Origin of the sequence: Paraburkholderia acidisoli (assembly GCF_009789675.1) — a bacterium.
Lineage (GTDB): Bacteria > Pseudomonadota > Gammaproteobacteria > Burkholderiales > Burkholderiaceae > Paraburkholderia > Paraburkholderia acidisoli.
In genome coordinates, this window is the sequence record NZ_CP046916.1 from 243,336 (window position 1) to 265,105 (window position 21,770).

General features: G+C 66.3%; 20 protein-coding genes. 11 read left to right on the forward strand and 9 right to left on the reverse strand.

Annotated elements, in window-relative coordinates; translation table 11 throughout:
* The first annotated feature begins 12 nt into the window (after nucleotides 1-12).
* Nucleotides 13-753: a YceH family protein gene (locus FAZ98_RS29640; protein ID WP_158956988.1), complete on the forward strand. Its 741-nt coding sequence runs from the start codon at nucleotides 13-15 to the stop codon at nucleotides 751-753.
* A gap of 47 nt (nucleotides 754-800) precedes the next feature.
* Here the strand turns inward: FAZ98_RS29640 and FAZ98_RS29645 are convergent, their stop codons facing one another.
* Complete coding sequence (locus FAZ98_RS29645; RefSeq protein ID WP_158956990.1) at nucleotides 801-1,856, reverse strand: LacI family DNA-binding transcriptional regulator; 1,056 nt, start codon at nucleotides 1,854-1,856, stop codon at nucleotides 801-803.
* A gap of 201 nt (nucleotides 1,857-2,057) precedes the next feature.
* On the opposite strand from FAZ98_RS29645, the gene FAZ98_RS29650 reads away from it, so the two are divergent.
* The 5 genes from FAZ98_RS29650 to FAZ98_RS29670 all read left to right on the forward strand — a co-directional run bounded on the left by FAZ98_RS29650 (nucleotide 2,058) and on the right by FAZ98_RS29670 (nucleotide 8,259).
* Nucleotides 2,058-3,083 carry a TRAP transporter substrate-binding protein gene (locus FAZ98_RS29650; RefSeq protein ID WP_158956992.1) on the forward strand — a complete coding sequence of 342 codons (1,026 nt, stop codon included), beginning with the start codon at nucleotides 2,058-2,060 and terminating at the stop codon, nucleotides 3,081-3,083.
* Nucleotides 3,084-3,132: 49 nt separating this feature from the next.
* The gene (locus FAZ98_RS29655; RefSeq protein WP_158958596.1) at nucleotides 3,133-5,052 is read left to right on the forward strand and encodes a TRAP transporter large permease; all 1,920 of its coding nucleotides are present in this window, start codon (nucleotides 3,133-3,135) and stop codon (nucleotides 5,050-5,052) included.
* A gap of 98 nt (nucleotides 5,053-5,150) precedes the next feature.
* Nucleotides 5,151-5,690: a VOC family protein gene (locus tag FAZ98_RS29660; RefSeq protein ID WP_158956994.1), complete on the forward strand. Its 540-nt coding sequence runs from the start codon at nucleotides 5,151-5,153 to the stop codon at nucleotides 5,688-5,690.
* On the forward strand, nucleotides 5,687-6,964 hold the full coding sequence (locus tag FAZ98_RS29665) for a ribulose-bisphosphate carboxylase large subunit family protein (RefSeq protein WP_158956996.1): 1,278 nt from the start codon (nucleotides 5,687-5,689) through the stop codon (nucleotides 6,962-6,964). The genes FAZ98_RS29660 and FAZ98_RS29665 overlap by 4 nt, the downstream gene beginning before the upstream one ends.
* A complete protein-coding gene (locus FAZ98_RS29670; RefSeq protein WP_158956998.1) occupies nucleotides 6,961-8,259 on the forward strand; it encodes a four-carbon acid sugar kinase family protein in 1,299 nt (432 codons plus the stop codon). Before FAZ98_RS29665 ends, FAZ98_RS29670 begins: the two co-directional genes overlap by 4 nt.
* A gap of 39 nt (nucleotides 8,260-8,298) precedes the next feature.
* Here the strand turns inward: FAZ98_RS29670 and FAZ98_RS29675 are convergent, their stop codons facing one another.
* The 3 genes from FAZ98_RS29675 to FAZ98_RS29685 form a co-directional block, all read right to left on the reverse strand.
* Nucleotides 8,299-9,153, reverse strand: coding sequence for an alpha/beta fold hydrolase (locus tag FAZ98_RS29675; RefSeq protein ID WP_158957000.1), 855 nt, complete (start codon nucleotides 9,151-9,153; stop codon nucleotides 8,299-8,301).
* 126 nt (nucleotides 9,154-9,279) lie between these two features.
* Nucleotides 9,280-9,666: a YybH family protein gene (locus FAZ98_RS29680; RefSeq protein WP_158957002.1), complete on the reverse strand. Its 387-nt coding sequence runs from the start codon at nucleotides 9,664-9,666 to the stop codon at nucleotides 9,280-9,282.
* A gap of 137 nt (nucleotides 9,667-9,803) precedes the next feature.
* Nucleotides 9,804-10,820, reverse strand: a complete 1,017-nt coding sequence (locus tag FAZ98_RS29685) for a D-cysteine desulfhydrase family protein (RefSeq protein WP_158957004.1) — start codon at nucleotides 10,818-10,820, stop codon at nucleotides 9,804-9,806.
* A gap of 308 nt (nucleotides 10,821-11,128) precedes the next feature.
* Here FAZ98_RS29685 and FAZ98_RS29690 point away from each other — a divergent pair, with 308 nt between their 5' ends.
* Both FAZ98_RS29690 and FAZ98_RS29695 read left to right on the forward strand, forming a co-directional pair.
* Nucleotides 11,129-11,338 (forward strand): hypothetical protein, encoded by a 210-nt coding sequence (locus FAZ98_RS29690; protein ID WP_158957006.1) that lies wholly within the window; start codon nucleotides 11,129-11,131, stop codon nucleotides 11,336-11,338.
* Between the two features lie 304 nt (nucleotides 11,339-11,642).
* Complete coding sequence (locus FAZ98_RS29695) at nucleotides 11,643-12,650, forward strand: hypothetical protein (protein WP_233273009.1); 1,008 nt, start codon at nucleotides 11,643-11,645, stop codon at nucleotides 12,648-12,650.
* Nucleotides 12,651-12,656: 6 nt separating this feature from the next.
* On the opposite strand, the gene FAZ98_RS29700 is transcribed toward FAZ98_RS29695, so the two are convergent.
* The 5 genes from FAZ98_RS29700 to FAZ98_RS29720 all read right to left on the reverse strand — a co-directional run bounded on the left by FAZ98_RS29700 (nucleotide 12,657) and on the right by FAZ98_RS29720 (nucleotide 18,928).
* Entirely contained in the window at nucleotides 12,657-13,655 is a 999-nt protein-coding gene (locus tag FAZ98_RS29700) for a Csu type fimbrial protein (protein ID WP_158957010.1), read from the reverse strand.
* The gene (locus FAZ98_RS29705; RefSeq protein ID WP_158957012.1) at nucleotides 13,652-16,075 is read right to left on the reverse strand and encodes a fimbria/pilus outer membrane usher protein; all 2,424 of its coding nucleotides are present in this window, start codon (nucleotides 16,073-16,075) and stop codon (nucleotides 13,652-13,654) included. The genes FAZ98_RS29700 and FAZ98_RS29705 overlap by 4 nt, the downstream gene beginning before the upstream one ends.
* A 184-nt stretch (nucleotides 16,076-16,259) precedes the next feature.
* Complete coding sequence (locus tag FAZ98_RS29710) at nucleotides 16,260-16,994, reverse strand: fimbrial biogenesis chaperone (RefSeq protein WP_158957014.1); 735 nt, start codon at nucleotides 16,992-16,994, stop codon at nucleotides 16,260-16,262.
* A 17-nt stretch (nucleotides 16,995-17,011) separates the two neighbouring features.
* Nucleotides 17,012-17,536, reverse strand: coding sequence for a Csu type fimbrial protein (locus FAZ98_RS29715; protein ID WP_158957016.1), 525 nt, complete (start codon nucleotides 17,534-17,536; stop codon nucleotides 17,012-17,014).
* A gap of 552 nt (nucleotides 17,537-18,088) precedes the next feature.
* Complete coding sequence (locus FAZ98_RS29720; RefSeq protein WP_158957018.1) at nucleotides 18,089-18,928, reverse strand: SDR family oxidoreductase; 840 nt, start codon at nucleotides 18,926-18,928, stop codon at nucleotides 18,089-18,091.
* A 99-nt stretch (nucleotides 18,929-19,027) separates the two neighbouring features.
* Between FAZ98_RS29720 and FAZ98_RS29725 the strand changes: the two genes are divergently transcribed.
* The 3 genes from FAZ98_RS29725 to FAZ98_RS29735 all read left to right on the forward strand — a co-directional run bounded on the left by FAZ98_RS29725 (nucleotide 19,028) and on the right by FAZ98_RS29735 (nucleotide 21,767).
* Nucleotides 19,028-19,942, forward strand: a complete 915-nt coding sequence (locus tag FAZ98_RS29725; RefSeq protein WP_158957020.1) for a LysR family transcriptional regulator — start codon at nucleotides 19,028-19,030, stop codon at nucleotides 19,940-19,942.
* Nucleotides 19,943-20,124: 182 nt separating this feature from the next.
* Entirely contained in the window at nucleotides 20,125-21,018 is an 894-nt protein-coding gene (locus FAZ98_RS29730) for an alpha/beta hydrolase (RefSeq protein ID WP_199272484.1), read from the forward strand.
* Nucleotides 21,019-21,290: 272 nt separating this feature from the next.
* Nucleotides 21,291-21,767, forward strand: coding sequence for a nuclear transport factor 2 family protein (locus FAZ98_RS29735; RefSeq protein WP_158957022.1), 477 nt, complete (start codon nucleotides 21,291-21,293; stop codon nucleotides 21,765-21,767).
* Nucleotides 21,768-21,770: the final 3 nt, after the last annotated feature.

The window sequence follows — 21,770 nt, forward strand, 5'->3', positions numbered from 1 at the left end:
TCGACGAAGCCCATGAATACTCCTGCCGATGCTTCTTCGCCGCGCACGCTGCGCGCGCTCACGCCGCTCGAGGCGCGCATCGTCGGCGTGCTGGTCGAAAAGCAGCACACCGTGCCCGACACGTATCCGCTCTCGCTCAATGCGCTCACGCTCGGCTGCAACCAGAAGACCGCGCGCACGCCGGTCATGAACGTGAGCGAGGCCGACGTGCTCGCCGCCATCGAAGAACTCAAGCTGGTGAGCCTCGTGTTCGAGGGCAGCAGCAGCCGCGTGCCGCGCTTCGAGCACAACCTGAACCGCGTGCTGGGCGTGCCGAGTCAGGCCGTCGCGCTGCTCACCGTGCTGATGCTGCGCGGCGCGCAGACGGCCGCCGAACTGCGCCTGAATTCGGCGCGGCTGCATGGTTTCGCCGATGTTTCTTCGGTCGAGAGCTTTCTCGAGGAACTGGCCGAGCGCGAGCCGGCGCTCGTCGTGAAGCTGCCGCGCGCGCCGGGCGAACGCGAAAGCCGCTGGGTGCATTTGCTGTGCGGCGAAGCGAGCGTGAGCGCGGCGGCGGCCGCGTATTCGGGCGATGGAGCCGCGCGCGACACGGGCGGCGCCGCGAACATCTCGCTCGCCGACTTCGAAGCGCTGCGCGGCGAGCAGCAGCGTTTGAGCGACGAAGTCGCGCGCTTGCAGGCGCTGGTGGCGCGCATGGCCACCGAGCTGGGTATGTCGATGGAAACGCCCGAAGGCGATGCGGCCTCGAGCTGAACGCGCGGCGTCACGCCCGGCGCAAAACGGGCGCGCTCAGGGCACGTTCAGGGCAGGTTTTCCCGCAAGACGATGTTGAACTGAATGGGTTTCACGTCGGCGAGCGCGTCGCGGCGGTCGGCGACGTTACGGAAGATCTTCAGGCAATTGCCCACCATGGACTGCGGCGTTTGCGTGATGAGCGCGTCCATCGTCCCGTCGATCAACAAGGCGCGCGTGTCGGGCGTGAGGCCGTGGCCGATGAACAGGATCTTCTGCTCGGCCCTCGCCTCGACGATCGCGCGGCCCACGCCGTCCGAGCCGCCGCCGCTGTTGTAGATGCCCGCGAGATCGGGGTGCTGGTCGAGCAGGCGGCGGGTTTGCTCGTAGTTGCGCTCGCTGTCGTCCTGACCTTCGCGCAGGCCGATCACGCTCACTTGCGCGAACGTCGATTCCACCAGCCGCAAGAAGCCGATTTCGCGTTCTTCATGGCCGCGATAGTTGAGGCTGCCCGCGATCATCGCGATCTTGCCGGCCGGCCGTGGCCCCATGAAGCGGCCGAGCAGCAGACCGGCGGTGCGCCCCGCCGCACGATTGTCGATGCCCACATAGGCGAGACGGCGCGCATTCGAAAGGTCCGAAATCATCGTGATGGCCGGCACGCCCTGGTCCGCGAGCGTATTCACCGCGTCGCGCACCACGGGATGTTCGAGCGCCATGAACACCACGCCGTCCGAGCGCTGGCCCGCCTGCAACAGGCGCAGTGCGAGTTCGTTCGGATTGAAACTCTCCACGTACTGCACGCGGCATTTGATGCCGAGCGCGCTCCATTGCTCGTGCGCGAATTCGATGTAGTCGCCGAGCATGTGCAGGTAACGGTTCGTGCCCGCGGGCAGCAGAAAGGCAATGCGCAACGGCCGCGCCGTTTGCGACGACGCATACGCGCCCGCATCGAGCACATAGCCCAGTTGCGCCGCGGCCTGGCGCACGCGCTGCGCGGTGACGTCGCGCACGCCGTCGCGGCCGTTGAGCACGCGGTCGACGGTGGCCGTGGAGACGCCGGCCGCGCGCGCGATGTCGGGAATGCGCGCGCGGGCGGCGTAGGGGGGAATCGTTTCTGACATGAATGAGGTCCGATCAGCGGTCCATCAAAAACCATCAATTGCGCGGTTTGACAGCGTCAGGCGGCACACCTAGTCTTGCAGCTATCGCGCCGATGCACACGACGATCATAGGGCAAAGCGAAGCGCGCACGGAATGATGGTTTTTGATGTATTCGACAAAGCCATCAATCACACAATAAATCGGTTTGGAGACACGTCATCATGACCAACCAGGTTCGACGCGCGTTGCTGCGTGCCGCCGCCGCCGCGCCCGTGGCCGGCGCGCTGGGTTTTCCCGCCATCGTTCGCGCGGCCTCGGGGCCCGAATTCGTCTTCAAGTACGGCAACAATCTGCCGCTCTCGCATCCGCTCAATGTGCGCGCCCAGGAGGCTGCGAATCAGGTGAAGGACGCCTCGAAGGGGCGTATGGAAATCCGCATCTTCCCGAACAACCAGTTGGGCGGCGACACCGACATGCTCGCGCAGGTGCGCAGCGGCGGCATTGAAATGTTCACGCCGTCGTCGCTGGTGGTTTCGACGCTCGCGCCGGCCGTGGCCATCAACGCGGTGGGCTTCGCGTTCGCCGACTACGACCAGGTGTGGAAAGCGATGGACGGTTCGCTCGGCGCGTTCGCGCGCGACGCCATGCGCCGTGCCGGGCTCGAATCGTTCGAGAAGATGTGGGACAACGGCTTTCGCCAGACCACCACGAGCAGCGGGCCGATCGCGAACGCGCAGAGCATGAAGGGCCTCAAGATTCGCGTGCCCGTGAGTCCCTTGTCGATCGACATGTTCAAGGGGCTCGGCGCGGCGCCCACGAGTCTGCAGTTTTCCGAAGTGTATTCGTCGCTGCAGACGCACATCGTGGATGCGCAGGAAAACCCGCTGCCGATCGTGCAGGTCGCGAAGCTCTACGAAGTGCAGAAGTATTGCTCGCTGACCAATCACATCTGGGACGGCTACTGGTTCGTGCTGAATCCGCGCGCGTGGCAGCGCCTGCCGAAGGACTTGCAGGGGATCGCCAGCGACGCGTTCAACCAGGCCGCGCTCAAGCAGCGCGAAGACGTGGCGCGGCTCAACGGCGCGGCCGTGGCGGACCTCAAGAGCAAGGGGCTGGCGATCAACCAGCCCGCGCCCGACACGTTCCGCGCCGCGCTGCGCCAGGCGGGTTTCTACGCGCAGTGGAAGGGCCGTTTCGGCAACCAGGCCTGGGACCTGCTCGAACAGACCACGGGCAAGCTCGCATGAGCGCCCGGAGCCATCGATGAGCCGCGACACGGCGCGAGGACACCGCATCATGACCGACCAGGCATGGCATCCCGCCGAGGCGAACGCCATCGACGCAGCCAGCGATGCAAAAAACCACGCTGGAACCGACGCAAACCGCGCGTGGCGGCGCGGGCTGCATCGCTTCGACCGCGCGCTCGTCGGGCTCGTGGAATGGGGCGCGGCCGCGCTGCTCGCGGTGGAGATCGTCGTGCTGCTGGCGGGCGTGATCTCGCGCTACGTCTTTCACGCGCCGCTCGTGTGGTCCGACGAACTCACCGGCATTCTCTTCATGTGGCTCGCCATGCTCGGCGCCGTGCTCGCGCTGCGGCGCGGCGAACACATGCGCATGACCGCCGTGGTCGGGCGGCTCGCGCCGCGTGCGCGAGCGTTCGTCGATACCTTCGCGATCGGCGTATCGATCGCGCTGCTCGCGTTGTTGCTGCAACCCGCGTACGAATTCGCGGCCGGCGAAATCCCGATCCAGACGCCCGCGCTCGAGATCAGCAATGCGTGGCACGCCATGGCGCTGCCAGTGGGCGCGGCGCTGATGCTCATTGTCGGCGTGATCCGGCTCGCGCAGGTGGGCCGCCCGCGCGACGTGCTGGCGCTGCTCGCGCTGGCCGCGGTGATCGGCTGCATGGCGGTTTATGCGGCGCCGTGGCTGCAAACGCTCGGCAAACTCAATCTCGTGATCTTCTTCGTGGGCGGCGTCGCGCTCGGCATTTTCGCGGGCGTGCCGATCGGCTTCTCGTTCGCGCTGGCCACTTTCGGCTACCTCAGCCTCACGACCTTCACGCCGATGGAAGTGATGGTCGGCCGCATGGACGAAGGCATGTCGCATCTCGTGCTGCTCGCGGTGCCGCTGTTCGTGTTCCTCGGGTTGCTGATCGAAATGACGGGCATGGCGCGCGCGATGATCGGGTTTCTCGCGAGCCTCGTCGGGCACTTGCACGGCGGCCTCTCGTACGTGTTGATCGGGGCGATGTATCTCGTCTCGGGTATTTCCGGCTCGAAAGTCGCCGACATGGCCGCGATCGCACCCGTGCTGTTTCCGGAGATGAAGCAGCGCGGCGCGAACGAAGGCGATCTCGTCGCGCTGCTCGCGACCACGGGCGCGCAGAGCGAAACCATTCCGCCGAGCATCGTGCTCATCACCATCGGCTCGGTCACGGGGCTGTCGATTTCAGCGCTGTTCACGGCGGGCATGCTGCCGGGCGCGCTGCTCGCGCTGATCCTGTGCGTGGTGGTCTGGTGGCGCTACCGCAACGAAGACCTGAGCGGCGCGCAGCGCTACAAGCGGCGCGAGATCGCGCGCATGGCGCTGATCGCGGCGCCCGCGCTCGCGCTGCCGTTCGTGATTCGCGCGGCCGTGGTGGAAGGCGTGGCCACGGCCACCGAGGTCTCGACCATCGGCATCGCGTACACGATGGTGGTCGGCCTGCTCGTGTACCGGCGCTTCGACTGGCGGCGGCTCGGCCGCATGCTGGTGGACGCGGCCACGTTGTCGGGCGCGATCCTCTTCATCATCGGCTGCGCCACGGCCATGGCGTGGGCGCTCACGCAGTCGGGCTTCTCGCAGGATCTCGCGCAATGGATGGGCGCGGTGCCGGGCGGATCGTACGGATTCCTTGCGATTTCCATCGTCGTGTTTACGCTGCTCGGCAGCGTGCTCGAAGGCATCCCTGCCATCGTGCTGTTCGGGCCGCTCCTGTTTCCCATCGCGCGCATGGCGGGCGTGAACGAAATTCACTATGCCATCGTCGTGATTCTGTCGATGGGACTCGGGCTCTTTTCGCCCCCGTTCGGCGTGGGCTACTACTCGGCGTGCGCCATCAGCAAGGTCAATCCCGACGCGGGCATCCGGCCCATCGTCGGTTACATGAGCGCGCTCTTCGTGGGACTCGTGCTGATCGCCGCGATTCCCTGGATATCGACCGGCTTCCTCTAAATCGTCCTTACCGGTGAGGTTTTTCGCGTCGCGCGCCGTTCGCGCCACGCGCTGGCCTCGCTCGTCCCTTCCTTCTTTGCAGCAGCGTGGAGACGCTTATGAGCCGCTATTTCGGCGAGATCAGACAGGCCGGTTATGTCGTGCGCGACATCGAGGCCGCGATGGATTACTGGAGCCGCGTGCTCGGCGTGGGGCCATGGTTCTACAACGAGCGCGTGCCGATCGTGAATTATCGCTATCGCGGCGAGGCCTACGAAGTGCACAACTCGGTCGCGCTCGCGAACTCGGGGCCGTTGCAGGTCGAACTGATCCAGACGCGCAACGACGCGCCTTCGATGTATCGCGACTTTCTCGCGGCCGGAAACACCGGCCTGCAGCACAACGCGTACTGGACCACGCGCTTCGACGCGGATCTCGATCGTCTGCTCGCGCACGGCTTCAAAGTGGCGATGAGCGGCGAAGTGGGCAGCAATGGCCGCTTCGTGTACTTCGATACGGAAACGCACCCCGGCACGGTGATCGAACTCTCCGAAGTGGCGGGGCCGAAGGGCAAGCTGTTCGACCTGATTCGCGCGGAATCGTTGAACTGGGACGGCCGCGATCCCGTGCGCGCGTTCCCCGACCTGAGCACGCTATGACGCTGGCCCACGACACCATCGAAGCCGATTACCTGATCGAAACGCCGCTCGATCCCGCACGCGTGGCGGACGTGATGGCGGGCGAGCAATCGAGCGGCACGTTCGTGCGCGTGCAGAACGAAACCGACGCGCTGCGTGCGCGCAGCCGCGCGAGCGTGCTGCGTATCGACGAACTCGAAGCCGTGGCGCAGCCGAGTCTCGCGAGCGCCTGGCTCACGCGCCAGGGCACGGGCGGACCGTACCGGCGCGCGCGCGTGACGCTCGGGTTTCCCGTCGCCAACCTCGACGCGAACTTGCCCACGCTCGCCGCGACCGTGGCGGGCAATCTCTACGATCTCGGCGAAACGACCGGCATGCGGCTCACGGCGTTGCGCGTGAGCGCCGCGTATCGCGCGCGTTTCGAGCTGCCGCGGCACGGCGTACGCGGCACGCGCGCGGCCACCGGTGTGGCGCAGGGGCCCATCGTCGGGACCATCATCAAGCCGAATGTGGGCATGGATGCGATGGAAACGGCGGCGCTCGTGCGCGATCTCTGCGAAGCCGGCATCGACTTCATCAAGGACGACGAAGTGTGCGCGAATCCCGCGCATGCGCCGCTCGAAGCGCGCGTGCGTGCCGTGATGAACGAAGTGAAACGCTATCGGGAGCGCTCGGGGCGCAACGTGATGATCGCCTTCAATATCACCGACGATCTCGACGCCATGCGCCGCCACGCCGATCTCGTGGAGCGCGAGGGCGGCGCGTGCGTAATGGCGAGCATCAACTGGTGCGGGTTCTCAGCGCTGCAGTCGCTGCGGCGCTCCACGCCGCTCGTGCTGCACGCGCACCGTAATGGCTACGGCATGATGTCGCGCGATCCCGCGCTCGGCATGTCGTTTCAGGCGTATCAAACGCTGTGGCGGCTTGCCGGCGTCGATCATATGCACGTGCATGGCCTGGGCGGCAAGTTCGCGCAGAGCGATGCCGAGGTGATCGAGTCTGCGCGCGATTGCGCCACGCCGCTCACCGAGGCGTTCGACGACGTGGTGATGCCCGCGTTCTCGTCGGGGCAATGGGCGGGCACGGCGCGCGCCACGCGCGAGGCCGTGCCCAGCGCCGACTTGCTGTTCATGTGCGGCGGCGGCATTCTCGCACACCCGGATGGCGCGGCGGCGGGCGTGGCGAGCGTGCGCGACGCGTGGGCGGCGCTCGAGGCGGGCATCGACATCGACGACTACGCGCGCACGCGCCCCGCCTTGCAACGCGCACTGCAGTACTTCGGCGGCAAGCGATGAGCGCGCCGGAGTACGCGTTCTACGGCGACGACTTCACGGGAGCCACCGACACGCTCGCGCAGTTATCGCGAGCCGGGTTGCGCACGCTGCTATTCCTTGGGATTCCTGATGAATGGCGTTTGCGGCATTGCGGCGAACTCGATGCGATCGGTATCGCGGGCGCGGCGCGCTCGATGGCGCCCGAGGCGATGCGCGCGGAACTGAACGCCGTGGGCGCGCGTTTCGCGTCGCTGGGCGTGAAGCTCGTGCACTACAAGGTGTGTTCGACGTTCGACAGTGCGCCGCAGGTGGGCAGCATCGGCGTGGCGCTGCAAACCTTGCGCGCGTATTGCGCGAATCCGCTGCGCGTGATCGTGGGCGGTCAGCCCGACTTGCGGCGCTACTGCGTGTTCGGTCAGTTGTTCGCGGCAAGCGGCGCGGACGAGCGCGCGCCCGTGTACCGCATCGACCGTCATCCAACCATGCGCGCGCATCCCGTGACGCCCATGCACGAAGCCGACTTGCGCGCGCATCTGCGTGAACAGGGCGTGAAGGCGGTGACGTCTGTCGACTGGCGGGCGCTTGCGCTCGAGGCGAAGGCGTTATCGGCACACGTGAACGATGCGCTGCGTGAAGCGCCCGATGCGCTGTTGTTCGACGTGCAGGACGCGGCGCACTTGCGTGCGATTGGCGGCGTAATGCGCGAGCGGGCCGCGCTTGCGCCGTTGCTCGCCGTGGGCGCGAGCAGCGTGGCGCAGGCGTGGGCGCATTCCGCGGCGTTGCACGATCACGCCGATACGAGCGCGATTGGCGCGGCGCAGGGGCCAGTGTTCGTGCTCGCGGGCAGTCTTTCTCCGCGCACGGCGGCGCAGATCGAAGCGGCGAACGCGTATGTTCGCGTGCGCCTCGACCCCGCGCGCATGACTGGCGACGCATATCTCGCCGCGCAGATCGCCGCGATCGGCGCCGAACTCGCACGAGGCCATCACGTGCTCGCCTATACGGATCGCACGCGTGTCGAGGGGGCTGCGTCGCCAGCCGACAATGCGCTCGCGCGTGCCTGCGGCGCGCTGCTCGATGGCGTGCTGAAGCGTGCGAGCGTGCGGCGTGTGGGTGTGGCGGGCGGCGACACGTCGAGTTTCGCGGTGCGCGCGCTCGATGCGTGGGCGCTTTCGTATCGCGCGACGCTCGCGCCGGGTGTCGCGCTATGCCGCCTGCACGCGGACGACGCGCGTCTGGACGGCATCGAACTGATGCTCAAGGGCGGGCAGATGGGGGACGTCGACCTGTTCGCGCGCCTCGCGCGCGGAACGTGATGCGAGCGCGCGGCGAGGGACCGCGCGCTGCGGTGTTCATCAACCTTGCGTGATGAACGTATGCACGTGGCTGTTGAAAATATCGGGGTGCGTGCCGTTCATGCCGTGCGTCGCGCCCTTGATCGTCACGCGGCGGGCGTAACCGGTCCACTGTTCGAGCGCTTCCACGTTGTTGCGGAACATGAGCGGGCTGCGCTGCCCGTCGATCAGCAGCGTGCGGCACTTGATCTCGCCAGCGGCGCCCGGTGCGTAGGCGGGCAGCGGGTCCTGCAACTGCTTGGGCAGCGTGGTCGCGTTGGCGATGGCCATCTGGCGGAAGCCTTCGGTGCTCTTCTTCCACGCGCCGGGCATGCTCACGGAATCGACGAACAATTCCAGGCCCGCTTCGAGTTCGCCGCGGTGGATGAAGTCGGCGGCACGCGTGCGCAGCGCATTGGTCGCGCTCGGCATGGCGGCGGCGTCTTCGTCCTTGCGCGCGAGCGGGCCGCCCGGGTCGGCGAGCACCAGCGAACGCACGAGGCGCGGGAAACGGCGCGCGAGATTCCACGCGATCGAGCCGCCGCGCGAATGACCGACCAGGTGCACGGATTCGAAACCCAGCGCCGAAATGAAGTCGGCGAGTTCCGTTACGTGGCTGTCCCAGCCGAAGTCGTCCTGGATCACGGCGTCGGCGGCGGGCCAGTAGTGGCTCAGGCTCGGCGCGATGCAGCGGAAGTGGTCGGCGAGGCCGTCCAGTTGCGGCATCCAGTAGCGGTAATCGCAGAGCGAACCATGCACGAACAGCAGCGGCTCGCCTTCGCCGCGTTCGAGGAACGGCAGCGCAATGCCCGATTGGAGCGTCGCGTACGACAGATCGGGCGGGGCGAGAAGGGACGGATCGATGCGTTGGTTCAAGAGAGAGCTCCGGCGTATGAGCGTCACTTTGCCGCAAGCGCCCGATTAAGGGAAACTCAATAAATTGAACGAATCGATCAGGTTTTCTGATGCCGACGGAATTTTTCGAAATTCCGTCGGCAGCGCCTACTTTTTCACGTCGACGAGATTGGCATCGCGCGCGAGCAGCCAGCGTCCGCTGGCTGCCTTGCGCAGCAGCGTGAGCGTGTAACCGGCGCGCTGCACGGGCTGCGCGGCGCCCGGCGGCGTGACGGCAATCTCGATGCGATTGCGCACGAACGCCCACTCGCCGAGCACCTGCAACTCGACGATCTGCGCCGTGCCGTCCACGCGCATGCCTTGCTGGGCGCGGGATGCGGCCTCGAACGCCGCCTTGCCGAAGGGCTCCATGCCGGGCACGCTGAACACCACGTCGTCGGTCATCAGGCTCAGGATGGTGTCCGTGTCACCGGCGCGGCTGGCCGCCATCCACGTGTCGATCAGCTCGCGTATCGCGCGTTCGTCGTCGGTCATTTTGGCTCCTTGGCGGGAAAACGAGGCCGGCCGGTTTCAGTAACCGGCCGGCCGGTCGGCGGGGCGAGAACGCTCGCCGGGCGTCGTTCCGGGTCAGCGCCCGTTGCGCGCACGCGACGATGCCGTTGCCGCCCCACTCACAGCGCGCTGCGATAGGCGAACAGTCCCGGCGTGCCGCCGCTCATGACGAACAGCACGTTGTCGCCCGGCGCGTGCCGCCCCGCGCGCACGTCGGCGATCAAACCGGCAAACGCCTTGCCGCTATACACGGGGTCGAGCAGCAGCCCTTCTTTCGAGGCCATCAGCCGCACGGCTTCGCGCATCGAATCGGTGGGAATGCCGTAGCCGTCGCCGAGTTGGCTTTCGTCGATGACGACCGCGGGCGCTTCAATCGTCAACGCCGCGTCGATTGCCCGCGCGGTCGCGTTGGCCTTGTCGAGCGTGTTCGCGCGCGCGTGATCGGCTTTCGAATACACGGTGAATGCTTGCACGAGTTGGGGATCGACGCCGAGCGCGGCGAACCCCGCGACGAGGCCCGCATGCATGCCGCCGCTGCCGTTGGGCACGACGATGCGCGCGAACGGTGTGTTGAGCGCTTGCGACTGCGCGAGGATTTCGGCGGCGCATGCCGCGTAGCCGAGGCAGCCCACCGGGCTCGACCCGCCGAGCGGACACACATAGACGTCGCGGCCTTGCGCGCGCAATGCTTCTGCGCGAGCGTTCGCGAATTCGAGCGCGTTGGCCGAACCCGGCAGGTCGTGAACGTGCGCGCCGAACAGATCGTCGAGCACGATGTTGCCGTTTTCCAGATAGTCGGCGTCGAAGCGCGGCACCGCGCGCGTGAGCACGAGTTCGCACTGCAAGCCGGCGCGTGCCGCCGCGGCCGCCGTCAAGCGCGCGTGATTCGACTGGCGCGCGCCCACGGTGATGAGGGTGTCGGCGCTCGCGGCCAGCGCCTCGCCGAGCAGGAATTCGAGCTTGCGCAGCTTGTTGCCGCCGCCGCCCAGGCCGTTGAGGTCGTCGCGCTTGACGAACAGATTCACGCCGCCGAGATGCGCGCTCAGGCGCGGCAAAGGCTGAATGGGCGTGGGGCCTTCGAGCAGGTCATAACGCGGATGGGACGACAGGTCGAGCCGATGTGTTGCGTTATTCATACGAGTCTCGCGAGTGGCGGAAGAGAGAAGCATGACGCGAAAAGCACGTCGCGCGCCATCATAACGGGCGGGTTGGAAACGTGTTGGTGCGCGATGGCATCGCGCTGGTGCGAATGAGCGCCGGCGGGTATCCAGAAGGCACACTCTCGGCAGGGCTTTTGCCCGATTGGTGTGCGTAGAATTCAAACATCGCCTCTCAGGGTTCTCACGTCCACGTTAATCCGCATTGCGTCGCAGCATTGGGATTTATAGACTGCTCCCATCGAGACAATCGTCAATGACGATATTCCCACTCAGGGAGGCTGCACATGAACATCTTTCAAACGCCATGTCAGGCTGCGGGACCCCGGCTCCACGTTTTCGAGCAGGAAGGTGGCTGGCACTGGGGCATCACCATCGAACGTTCGGCCGGCGGCGGCTTCAAGGTCATCGCCTATAGCGAGCAGACTTTTCGCGGCGCGGACGAAGCGCAAGACGACGGCGACCGCGCGCTCGTCAATCTCTCGGAGTTGAGCTGAGGGCGATTCGTCTCGCCCTGGCTTTGCCGTCTTTTAGTCGACGTCATTTCTACCGTTTTGATTTCACGTTGCCGGTAAATATGGGCAGCGCCAAGGCTGTTTGCCGCGGGCGCTAGCGCTCAATGTTCGCCATAACACGCAACGCGCCACATTACGGATTATTTATTTGATTAACGGCGAACCGCTTTCCATTGCTTGCGATACATTAGCAATCGAAAATGATTTAACGTCGTTAACTTACAAATAAATAATGAATAACACGAAAATATCAAATCGCTTTCAATATTCGGGGCTGGTCATGGGCATGGCCGGATCATTGCTGATGGCGGCCTGCGGAGGCGGGGGCTCGTCGTCCACGCCCGCGGCCAGCGCCAATCTCAGCGCTACGCAACAGGCCTACGAGCGTGTCGCGCTGGCGCAAAACGGCGGCCAGCATCTTTTGAATGCGTCGCTCGCGATTTCCACCTCGTCCACGAGCACGATCAGCGTTAATCCGGCCAATTCGTATTTGTTCACGACCAATGAAAGCCTGCCGCAAAGTCCGGCTTCCGCCGGTCCGCAAATGATGACCATCGGTACATCAACGGTGGACCCGAAACTGAGTGTTCCGACGCAAACCGCGCCGCGCTTCCTCGTCAACGGCGCGGTGGTGGTCGAGGCGTTGCCGCAAAAAATTCAGGTCAGCTATAACGGCGCGAATATCCAGAGCACGCTATACGCGCAAGACGGTACGACAGCGGTCGAAACGCTGCTCGTCACCCAATATGTTTCGGTGCCGCTAACGGGCACGATTGCGAGTTCGCCGTCTGAACTCGCCTCGGGCAGCGCGTTTGGCGTGCTGACCAATACGTTCAACGGCGCGTCGCTCTACAACACCTCGGCAACGTGGCAAAGCGGCGCCGCTTACGCGAAAGCCACGCGGCAATTCGTGGGCGACACCGTGGAAGTGGGGGATTGCGCCACGCCGGCCACCACGGGCGCGAGCGTGACCGCGTGCGCGACCACGGCCACCACGCTCGAAGGCTTTTTCCCGCACACGAGTGCCTCGGACGACAAGACCTATAACCTCGCCGACGGCCAGATCGTGACGCTCGCGGGCACGCGTGCGTGGGTTGCCACGGCGGCGCGCAACAGTCCGACCACGGAATACCGCGTCTACTATCAGAGCAACGGCCAGATCTTCAGCGCCGTGCTGGTTCGCGACGGCACGCCGTCCCAGATCGACTCGCTCGGCACGAACACGCCGCAGAACTTCGAGATCTATCTGAACCAGGCGGCGGTGCAATCGCTCACCAATGCCATCGCGTTTTAACGCGCGCTAGAAGCTGATGGTCGCCGTGATCGAGTCGCTGTAATTACCCGGTTGCGGCGTGCTTTGCACTGGCACGAGGCCGTACATTGTGTACGAAGCCGTGCTGCCGGTGCCCACGCCCGTCACGGCGGTCGTGCCGCCCGTGTTGTCGCCCCACGCCGTCTGGTTCTGCGCATCGGCGTAGATCTGATACGCCACCCTGGCCGTGCCGCCCGCGAGCGTCATTTTGCGCGACGCGGGCAGGCCCGTGGCGCCGCCGCTCAGGCTGATGCGATACGCGTCGCCGTTCGTGCACTGCGCCGTGATCGTGCCCGTGGCTGTAAGCGATTTGGTCAGGAGTCCGGAGGACGGGAACACGAGATCGGTGGCGCCGATACTGCAATTGTTGGTGACGGTGGCCGAGGCCGCGAACGTGAAGCCGCCGCCGCTCGTGGTCATCGACGAACAGCCCGGCGGCCCGAGCAGGCCGAGTAGATAGTAGCCGTACGTGAGGGACGTTTCGCTCGCGCCGAAACTGTGCGAGTACGAGGTGTCGCCGTTGCCCGCGGTGGGTAGCGTGGGCTGATTCGCCGCGATCAGCCCATAGTAGGGAAACGTGACCGTATTGCTCGTGCCCAATAGCGGCTGCGATACCGACACGGAAATTGGCGTGGTTCCGGCCGCCGCCGACCCCCACGCAATCGTATGCGCCTGGTCGCTGTAGAGGTCGTATTGCATCGTCGCGCTGCCGCCCGCCATCGCCATCGTGCGCGGTTGCGCGGCCGTGAGATTGAGGCATACGAGCGCCGTGGGCGCGAGCGACACCACGGTCCAGTTGCAGGTCACGCTGATCGTGCCGGAGCCGCCCACGGGCTGGCGCGTGATCGGGCTCACCACGCCGAACGAGATTGGCGACACCGTGGCCGAACAGGTTTGCGCGTGCGCCCGCGCGGGCAGCAGCAGCGCGAGTGCGCAGAGCAGGGCGCCGAACAGCACGATGGGCCAGCGGCGTGAGGAGCGGGTCATCGCGAGTCTCCGGAAACGGGATGGCATGTGTAGGGGCCAAAGGTGGGCAGCGAGCCGTCGGTGGGGCGCACGTAGCGGAAATCGACCGTGCAGTGCAGGTGTCCCGCGCTGATCAGCAGATGATTCTCGGCTTGCAGGTTGTCGAGGAACGCGAGGCCGTCGTAGCCGACGATGGTGTCGGTGCCGCTTTCGCGCAAATGCACGCGCGTGCCGGGCGGCAGCAGTTCGCCGTCGGGGCCGCGCAAGATCACCGAGGCCGCGCGATACTGCGTCACCGCAAAGCTCGCGAGCACGCCCGATTGCGCTTGCGGCACGACGGTCGCGCGCGTGGTGGCAATATGCGTTTCGGCGGGCAGCCCCATGCTGTCGACGGCAACGAGATTGCTCTGATACGCGTTGAGGTCGGGCACCAGCAGGTGGCCGCGGCTGTCGGTCGTGCCGATCACGCGGTTCTCGTGCAGCACGGGTACGCCTGCGAGCCCATCGGTGGATACGAGCGCGAAGCCGTCGTCGATACGGCGCGCGGGCAGCACGGCGCGATCCATCAGCACGAGCGCGCCGGACGCGTCGAACGAGGCGGCCATCTGCCCTTTCATCGCCTGACCCATCATCGTCAGTTGTCCGTAGCGTCCGAGATATTGCGCCTGCGCCTGCTGGTAATGCATGGCGTTGCTGCCGCCGTCCTGCACGGCCCAGCCCCAGCCGCCGTCGTAATCGGGCGTGCGCGACGCGTTGAGGTTGTCGGTCGTACCGCCGTATTGACGGCCCACGCTGCCGTTGACGGAGGTGCGGTTGCCGAGGCCGATGCTCACGCTCAGGAACACGCCCGACGACGCGCGAGCCGCGAAGTCGCGAAACCCGGAGACGGTGACCGAGGCCAGGTTGAAGGCGTTGACGGAATAGGAGATCGAGCCGATGTGCGCGGTGGGCGTGTTCGGATAGCGATAGCCGATATAGCTGAACGCGAGCGTTTCGTTTCCGGGCAGCGGCACGCTGACGGTCGCGCGGTCCGTGGCGCGCGCCACGGGTGCGCCGTCGCGCGCGGCGAGGTCGCCGTAATGGCGCGTGGCGCGCAAGGTGTTGAGTTCGATCGAGAACGCCGACTCGATCAGCTGGTAGCCGATACCGCCCTGCACGCCGTCGAGGTGCCCCGCGGAGGCGGCGAGCGACGCGTTGATCACGCCGAGCTGGCCGATGCGCAGGAGCGCGCCCGCGCCCGCGTCGTAGAGCCCGCCCGTGACTTCGGCATGCGCTTCCACGGTCAGCCGGTCGCTCACGCCGCGCCGCCACGACGCGCTGGCCACCGGGTTCGGATCGTAGCTGAACGATTCGAGGCCATACGCGCGCCGCAGGAAACCGGCTTCGACGGAATAGCTCGACAGTCCCGCCGCGAGCAGACGCGTGTCGATATAGAGCGGCACCGTGGTCGTCACGGCGCGGCCCAGCGCGTCGCGCGTGACCACGGTGGCTTCGCCCGCGCCCGTGATGCCGGGCACGTTGCTGATGACGAACGGTCCGCCCGGCACCGTGCCGCTGAACTGCTTCACGTTGTTGACGTAGAGATCGACCGACGACGGCACCACCGCCGAGCCGGAAAGCGAAGGCACCGGAAACGTCACGAGATCGGGCCGCAGCGCGAAGTTGCTGCGCCACTGGAAGCCGCCGATGCGCAGCGACCGGCTCCAGTCGAGCGACGACGAAATGGTGTCGCCGAATTGCGTGGTGGAGAGCCGGTTCGGATTCGAACCGCGCCACCACGTGTCGAAGCGCACGTAGCGGTGCATCGTGCCGTAGAGATACGCCGTGCCGTTGTTGCTCAGCACGCCGTGTGCGTCGAAGTAGCGTTCCTCGGACCAGAGCGCGGCTTCCGTGCCGCCCGCTTGCTGCACATACGCGTCGTAGTTGAAGACGAAGCCGCGCGAGGCGCTGGCCTGCGGCGCGCGATCGGCCGCGCGCGTGTCGAACACGTAGACCTTGCGCAGCAGGTCGGGCGCGTCGATCGTAATCGACTGGGATGTTTCGTCATACTGATAATGGAGGCCCGGCAAGCTGTCGAGCGCGATCTCGGCGGCCTTCGACTGTGCATTGGAGAGATGCAGGCCGATGGCGTCGAGGTCCCCGGCATCGGCGTACAAATGACCGTCGCGCTGGCGGAAATGCGCGATCAGCGCGGTGCGCTGGCCGTTGAGCGTGACTTCCAGGTAGAGGTCGCCTTGCGCGGGCGGGAGCTTGCCGCGCGGGCGCGCGGCGAGCACATCGGGGTTGTCGTCGCCTTGCGAAGACGGGGCGGCTGGCGCGGGCAACGTGGTTTGCGCGCGCGCGTCGCGCTCAGCCCACACGATCGCCACCGCTGCCAATGCGAGGGCCGCGAACAGGCGCACGCGCGTGCGCAAGCGATCGGGGCGTCGCCGGGTGGCCATATGCTTCGGTATCCTGAGCGAATGCCCTGCTGCGGCATGAACCGCGGCGAGCGAAGCAAGCTGTTCGTAGGACATCGTGGAACACGCGACAAGACCCGGCGGCGAGCGGCGTCGGCACGGCGGCGCCGCGCCGATCGCGCGCTACGTGAGGAAGCGGAAGAAGGGGGCGGGATGGCCGCGCGCGTCAGCGGGCGACCACCGACGCTTCCGTCTGCACGGAATTGACCGCGGCGCGCACCTTGAGCGGACCGTTCAGGTCCGCCGCGGCCGGCAGCGGCAGTTGCCACTGGCGTCCACAGCCCGCGAGTGCGTAGCCGAGCAGCCCCTTGTTGATGGCGTAGGCGTTGCCCGCACCGTTGACGATCTCGACGCCCGCGATCTGCGCGCGACGGCGGCCCGTGTTCTCGACTTCGAGCGTCCAGCCGGCCTCCGTGTGACGCACGCGCCACGAGAGATTCGGCTCGCCGGTCGGCTCGCTCGCCGGGTCGATGAACACCGGCACCGAGTAGCGCAGGCGAATCGACACGCCATTGGCGGGCGTGGTGTCGGGTTCGGGTAATTCGTCGATCAGGATGCGATAACTTTGCTCGCTGCCGGTCGCGGCGGCGGCCGTTCGCACGAGGCGCACGAGTTGTTCGCCGCCCGCGCCGATCTCGATCATCGGCGGGCTCGCGACCACGTCCTGGGTGGGCGTGAGCGAGTCTTCGCCGTTGGCCTGGCTCCATCGAAATACGCGCACCTGGCCGTAGATCGGTTTGTCGCCCGAATTGCGCAGCGTGAGACCCGAAGCGTTCGCGCCTTTGGGGAGCACGACCATGACGGGCGAAATCTGCAGCGTGGCCGCATGCGCCGCGCCGATGCACGACGCGGCCGCGAGCGCGCAGCACGCGGTGCGCCACCAGTGACGGAGCACGGTCATCTCGCTCTCCCAGCCGCTCAGAAGTACACCGTCGCCGTCACCGTGGTCTGGTAGGTATCCGGACGCGGCGTGGTCTGCACGGGAATCTGGCCGTACACGGGGATCGTCTGCACGGCGCCCGTACCCGTGCCGCCGTACGTGTTCGTCCCTTGCGTCGAGCCCCACAGCGTGGTGCGGCCCGAATCCTGGTAGAGCTGGAACGCGACGGTCGTCCCCGTGTTGCCGCTCGCGGTGCCGCCGAGCAGACGGTTCGCGACGGTCGAGCCTGTCACCGTGCCGCCGTCGAGGCCGACGTTGTACGGCGTGGTGTTGGTGCAGTCCACGGCCACCGTGGTCTGCTGGTTGATCGCCGAGGTCAGCACGCCGTTCGTGCCGAAGCTGAGCGGGTTCGCGCTGATCGTGCAGTTCGCCTGCAGCGTGAGCGACACGGTGAAGGTCGCGGTGGCGGTGCCGTTCGAATACGTCGCGGCGTCCGCGAGGCTCGCGGCGGCGCCGCAGATCAGTGCGCCAATTGCGGCGCGGGACAACAGGTTGAGTTTCATGTCAATGGCCCTCTCTCTCAGCATCCGTGTCGTGCTTGCGATACGGATTCGTTTGGTTCTTTCCGGCTCTGATTTGACGTGAAACCACGGGTCTCGACCGGCTGCATCGCGTTCTATTCAGGGTCTCATCGACGCCCCGGACGCTTACATCTGACGTTTACGGCGCGACTCCCTATTCCTGAACGAGAGAATTCGCATGCGAATTAACTGAAGAGTTAAAACATCGGCGAGGTGCGTCGTTAGATGGGAATTCTAAGGATCGGCACGCGCGACGTTCGGTCGAGCAGAAGGCGTTTTTACGGGTAATTCGAGGGTTTGCGAAGGCGAGGTAAGAATTGCCACGCGACCGAATGGTCTGCGCGAGATGCGGGTTTGTCCCAACGCGAAACTAGCGTGCGCCTCATGCAAAACGCACGTTACGTCCCACGCGTTTCGCGATTGCCGCGATCGTGGCGTGAGTGAGTTTTCATGCGGTATCGACTCGGCGAATATGGATTACGCGGCTTCGAAACGGGCGTTCCGAAGCCGCAAAAAACGCGTGGCGAAAAGCACTCAACGCGATTCGGGCATCACTGAATTCGCGACGGCTTCCTGCTCCTCCACTTCCGCGAGGCGCGCCTGCAAGGCGCTTCGAATCGAGGTGTACGCGGAGCGTCCGAGCGCAAGGCGTAATGGCCGCGGCTCGTTGTCGATGGCGTGGAGCATCGCGTCGACGGTTTTGTCGGCGTCGGCGAATGCGAACACGGCGCCCGAGCGGCCCTCGATGGCGCGCCGCACTTCGTCCACGGGCGTGCCGTCGTAAGCGTCGCTCCATTCGCCATGGTCGAGCCCCGCGCCGAATTGCGTGGAGGTCGGCCCCGGTTCCACGATCAGACAGCGGATACCGAATGGCGCGACTTCCTTCGCGACCGCTTCCACGAAGCCTTCGATACCCCATTTCGTCGCGTGATACAGACTGAAGCCGGGGTAGGCGATCTGGCCGCCTTCCGACGACACCTGCACGATCAGCCCTTTGCGTTGCGCGCGCAACCCAGGCAAGGCCGCGCGAATCACGGCGATCGAGCCGAGCAGGTTCGTGTCGATCTGGCGGCGTATCTGCGCGTCGCTGAGCGCTTCCGCCGCGCCGAACAGGCCGTAGCCCGCGTTGTTGACGATCACGTCGAGATGGCCGAAGGCCTCGAACGCGCGTGCGACGCTCGTTTGCACGGCGCGCGCCTCGGTGAGATCGCACTGGAGCACCAGCAGGCGATCGCCGTAACGCTGTTGCAGTTCGTGCAGCGCGTCGGCCTGCCGCACGGTCGCGGCAACGCGATCGCCGCGCGCGAGCAGCCTTTCAGTCAGACCGCGGCCGAGTCCGCTCGACGTGCCGGTAATGAAATAGTGCTGGGTCACGATTGCCTCCGTTCGTGGTGAATGTCGTTTATCGTAGAACCGGCGCATTGCAACCGGAAGACCGCATAATGCGTATGGGCTGGTGAAGGAAATTCAACAATGAAGCAACCCACATTTGCCGATCTGCAGGCATTCATCACCGTGGCCGAGCGGCGCAGTTTTCGCCAGGCGGCCGAACAACTGGGCGTCTCGCGCTCGGCGCTCAGTCACGCCATGCGCGGGCTCGAAAGCGAACTGGGCGTGCGCCTGCTGCACCGGACCACGCGCAGCGTCTCGCTCACCGAAGCGGGCGAGCGTTTGCTGCGGCGAATCGATCCGCTGATCGGCGAGTTGAGCGCGGCGCTCAGCGACGTGTTCGAGTCGCGCGAGCAGTTGACGGGCACGCTGCGCATCAACGGCAGCGAAGGTGCGATCCGGCAGTTGCTGCAAACGGTCGTGCCCGAGTTTCTGGCGCGCTATCCGTCGATGGAACTCGACCTCGTGGCCGAAGGGCGTTTCGTCGATATCGTCGGCGAGGGTTTCGACGCGGGCGTGCGGCTCGGCGAGGCGCTGGAGCAGGACATGGTGGCCGTGCGTCTCGGCGACGATCTGCGCTTCATCCCGGTGGCCTCGCCCGGCTACGTGCGCAAGCGCGGGCGTCCCGCCGCGCCGCGCGATCTGCTGCAGCACACCTGCATCCGGCAGCGGCTGCCGGGCGGCAAACGTTACCGCTGGGAATTCGCGCGTCACGGCCGCCAGATCACGATCGATCCGCCCGGTGCGCTCACGCTCGACAGCAACACGCTGATGGTCGAAGCGGCCATGGCCGGGCTCGGCATTGCCTACGTGCCGCAGCCGTACGCGCAGGCGGGATTGTCGCGCCGCCGCCTCGTGAGCCTGCTCGACGACTGGTGTCCGGCCATTCCCGGCCTGTATCTCTACTATCCGAGCCAGCGCCATCTCGCACCCGGGTTGCGCGCGTTCGTGGACCTCGTCAAGGCGTTCCGCGACGGCGACGAGGCCGCGCTGCCCTGACGTTGCCCTGGACGTTGTCGTCCGGGTCGCGATCGCAGTCGCCAGCGCCGCTGGCATACGCACCGCATATGGCGGCTGTGCCTCAAACGTCTTTTACAGCGCCCGCGCCGGCGTTGTACGCTCCGCGTCCACCGGAGTGAGCGTCACGTCCGGTCATCGCTTCATTTTCCGGAACCTCGCCCGTGTCACTCATTCGCCCTCGTTCGCCCTGGCAGCCGCTCGGCTGCGCCTTGCTTGCCGTCGTCGCGTCGATGCCGGTTCATGCTCAAGGCACTGTTCCCACACCAGCCGCCGAGTCCGCAAGACAGGTCGCCGTGCACGATCTCGCCTTGCAGGACGGCGCGTCTCAACGCGTGCTGTTCTACGCTCCGGGTGCGGCGATGCGCGGCTTGATCGTCATGTTCCCCGGCGGCGCGGGCGACGTCGGCATCGAACAAGACGGGCAGATTCGCAACGGCGAGAACTTCGTGGTGCGCACGCGTGAGCGGTGGGCGCAGCGCGGCTACGGCGTGCTGATCGTCGACGCGATTGGCCGCGAGTCGCTGCGCGGCGAACGCAGCACGCCGCAGTACGCTGCGGTCGTACGCGAGGTGCTGGCCTATGCGCATACGTTGACGGACCGCCCCGTGTGGGTGATGGGCACGAGCCAGGGCGCGATCTCCGCCATGCGCGCCGCGTCGATGGCGCAAGCGGGCGAACTCGCGGGCGTGGTGCTGAGCGAGTCGGTCTCGGTGCTCGGGCGCTCGCATGAAACGGTGTTCGACGTGCACCCGGAGGCGGTGCGGATTCCGGCGCTCGTGGTCGCCAATCGCGACGATCGTTGCCGCGTCGCGCCGCCTTCGAAAGCGCGCGACATCGCCGCGGCCATGCCGCGCGCGCAAGCCACGGTGTTGATGGAGGAAGGCGGCAACTGGCAGTCGAACAACGCCTGTAGTTCCGGGTCGCCGCATGGCTACTGGGGTATCGACGCCAAGGTCGTGGACGATATCGACCAATGGCTGACCAGCGTGGCGGCCGCCCGATCATCGGATGCCGCTAGCGCGACTCGCGCCGATCAGGTCGAATCCGGCCGATAAGCTCGGTAAAACGCGACTCCTGGCGATCCCTGGCGATCGCTTTGGTTCGAGGATCCAGCCTCTCAAGCGCGCTATTCGCGCGTGCCCTGCATCGACAAACAGCACGCGCACGGCGAGAAAATGCGCTGAAATCTGATTCCCTGCCGTGGCGAGAACTTTAGCGGCGAGCGGCCGTTGCAGGATCATCGGGTTATCGAGCGAATTGTCCTGGCTCACCTTGCTCGCGTAGTGGCAAGATGGCGGTCTTGCCCCGATCACCGTCCCCATCACCCATGCCCCATCCCAACGCCGACCTCATCGCGCGCTTCTACACCGCGTTCCAGCAACTCGACGCCGAAACCATGGCCGCCTGCTACGACGATAACGTCGTCTTCAGCGACCCCGCTTTTGGCGAACTGCGCGGCGAGGCGGCGCGCGACATGTGGCGCATGCTCACCGCGCGCGCACAGGACTTCTCGCTGACCTTCGGCGACGTGGAAGCCGACGACCGCAGCGGCCGCGCGCACTGGGTCGCGCGCTACGTGTTCACGCAGAGCGGACGCAAGGTGGAGAACCGTATCGAGGCGCGCTTCGTGTTTCGCGACGGCCGCATCGTCGAGCATCGCGACCGCTTCGACGTGTGGCGCTGGTCGCGGCAGGCGCTGGGCTTCAAGGGCCTGTTGCTCGGCTGGACGCCGTTCGTGCAGAAGGCGATTCAGGCGCAGGCCAACAAGGGTTTGCAGGCGTTTCGCGCGAAGCGCCGCGCGTGAGTG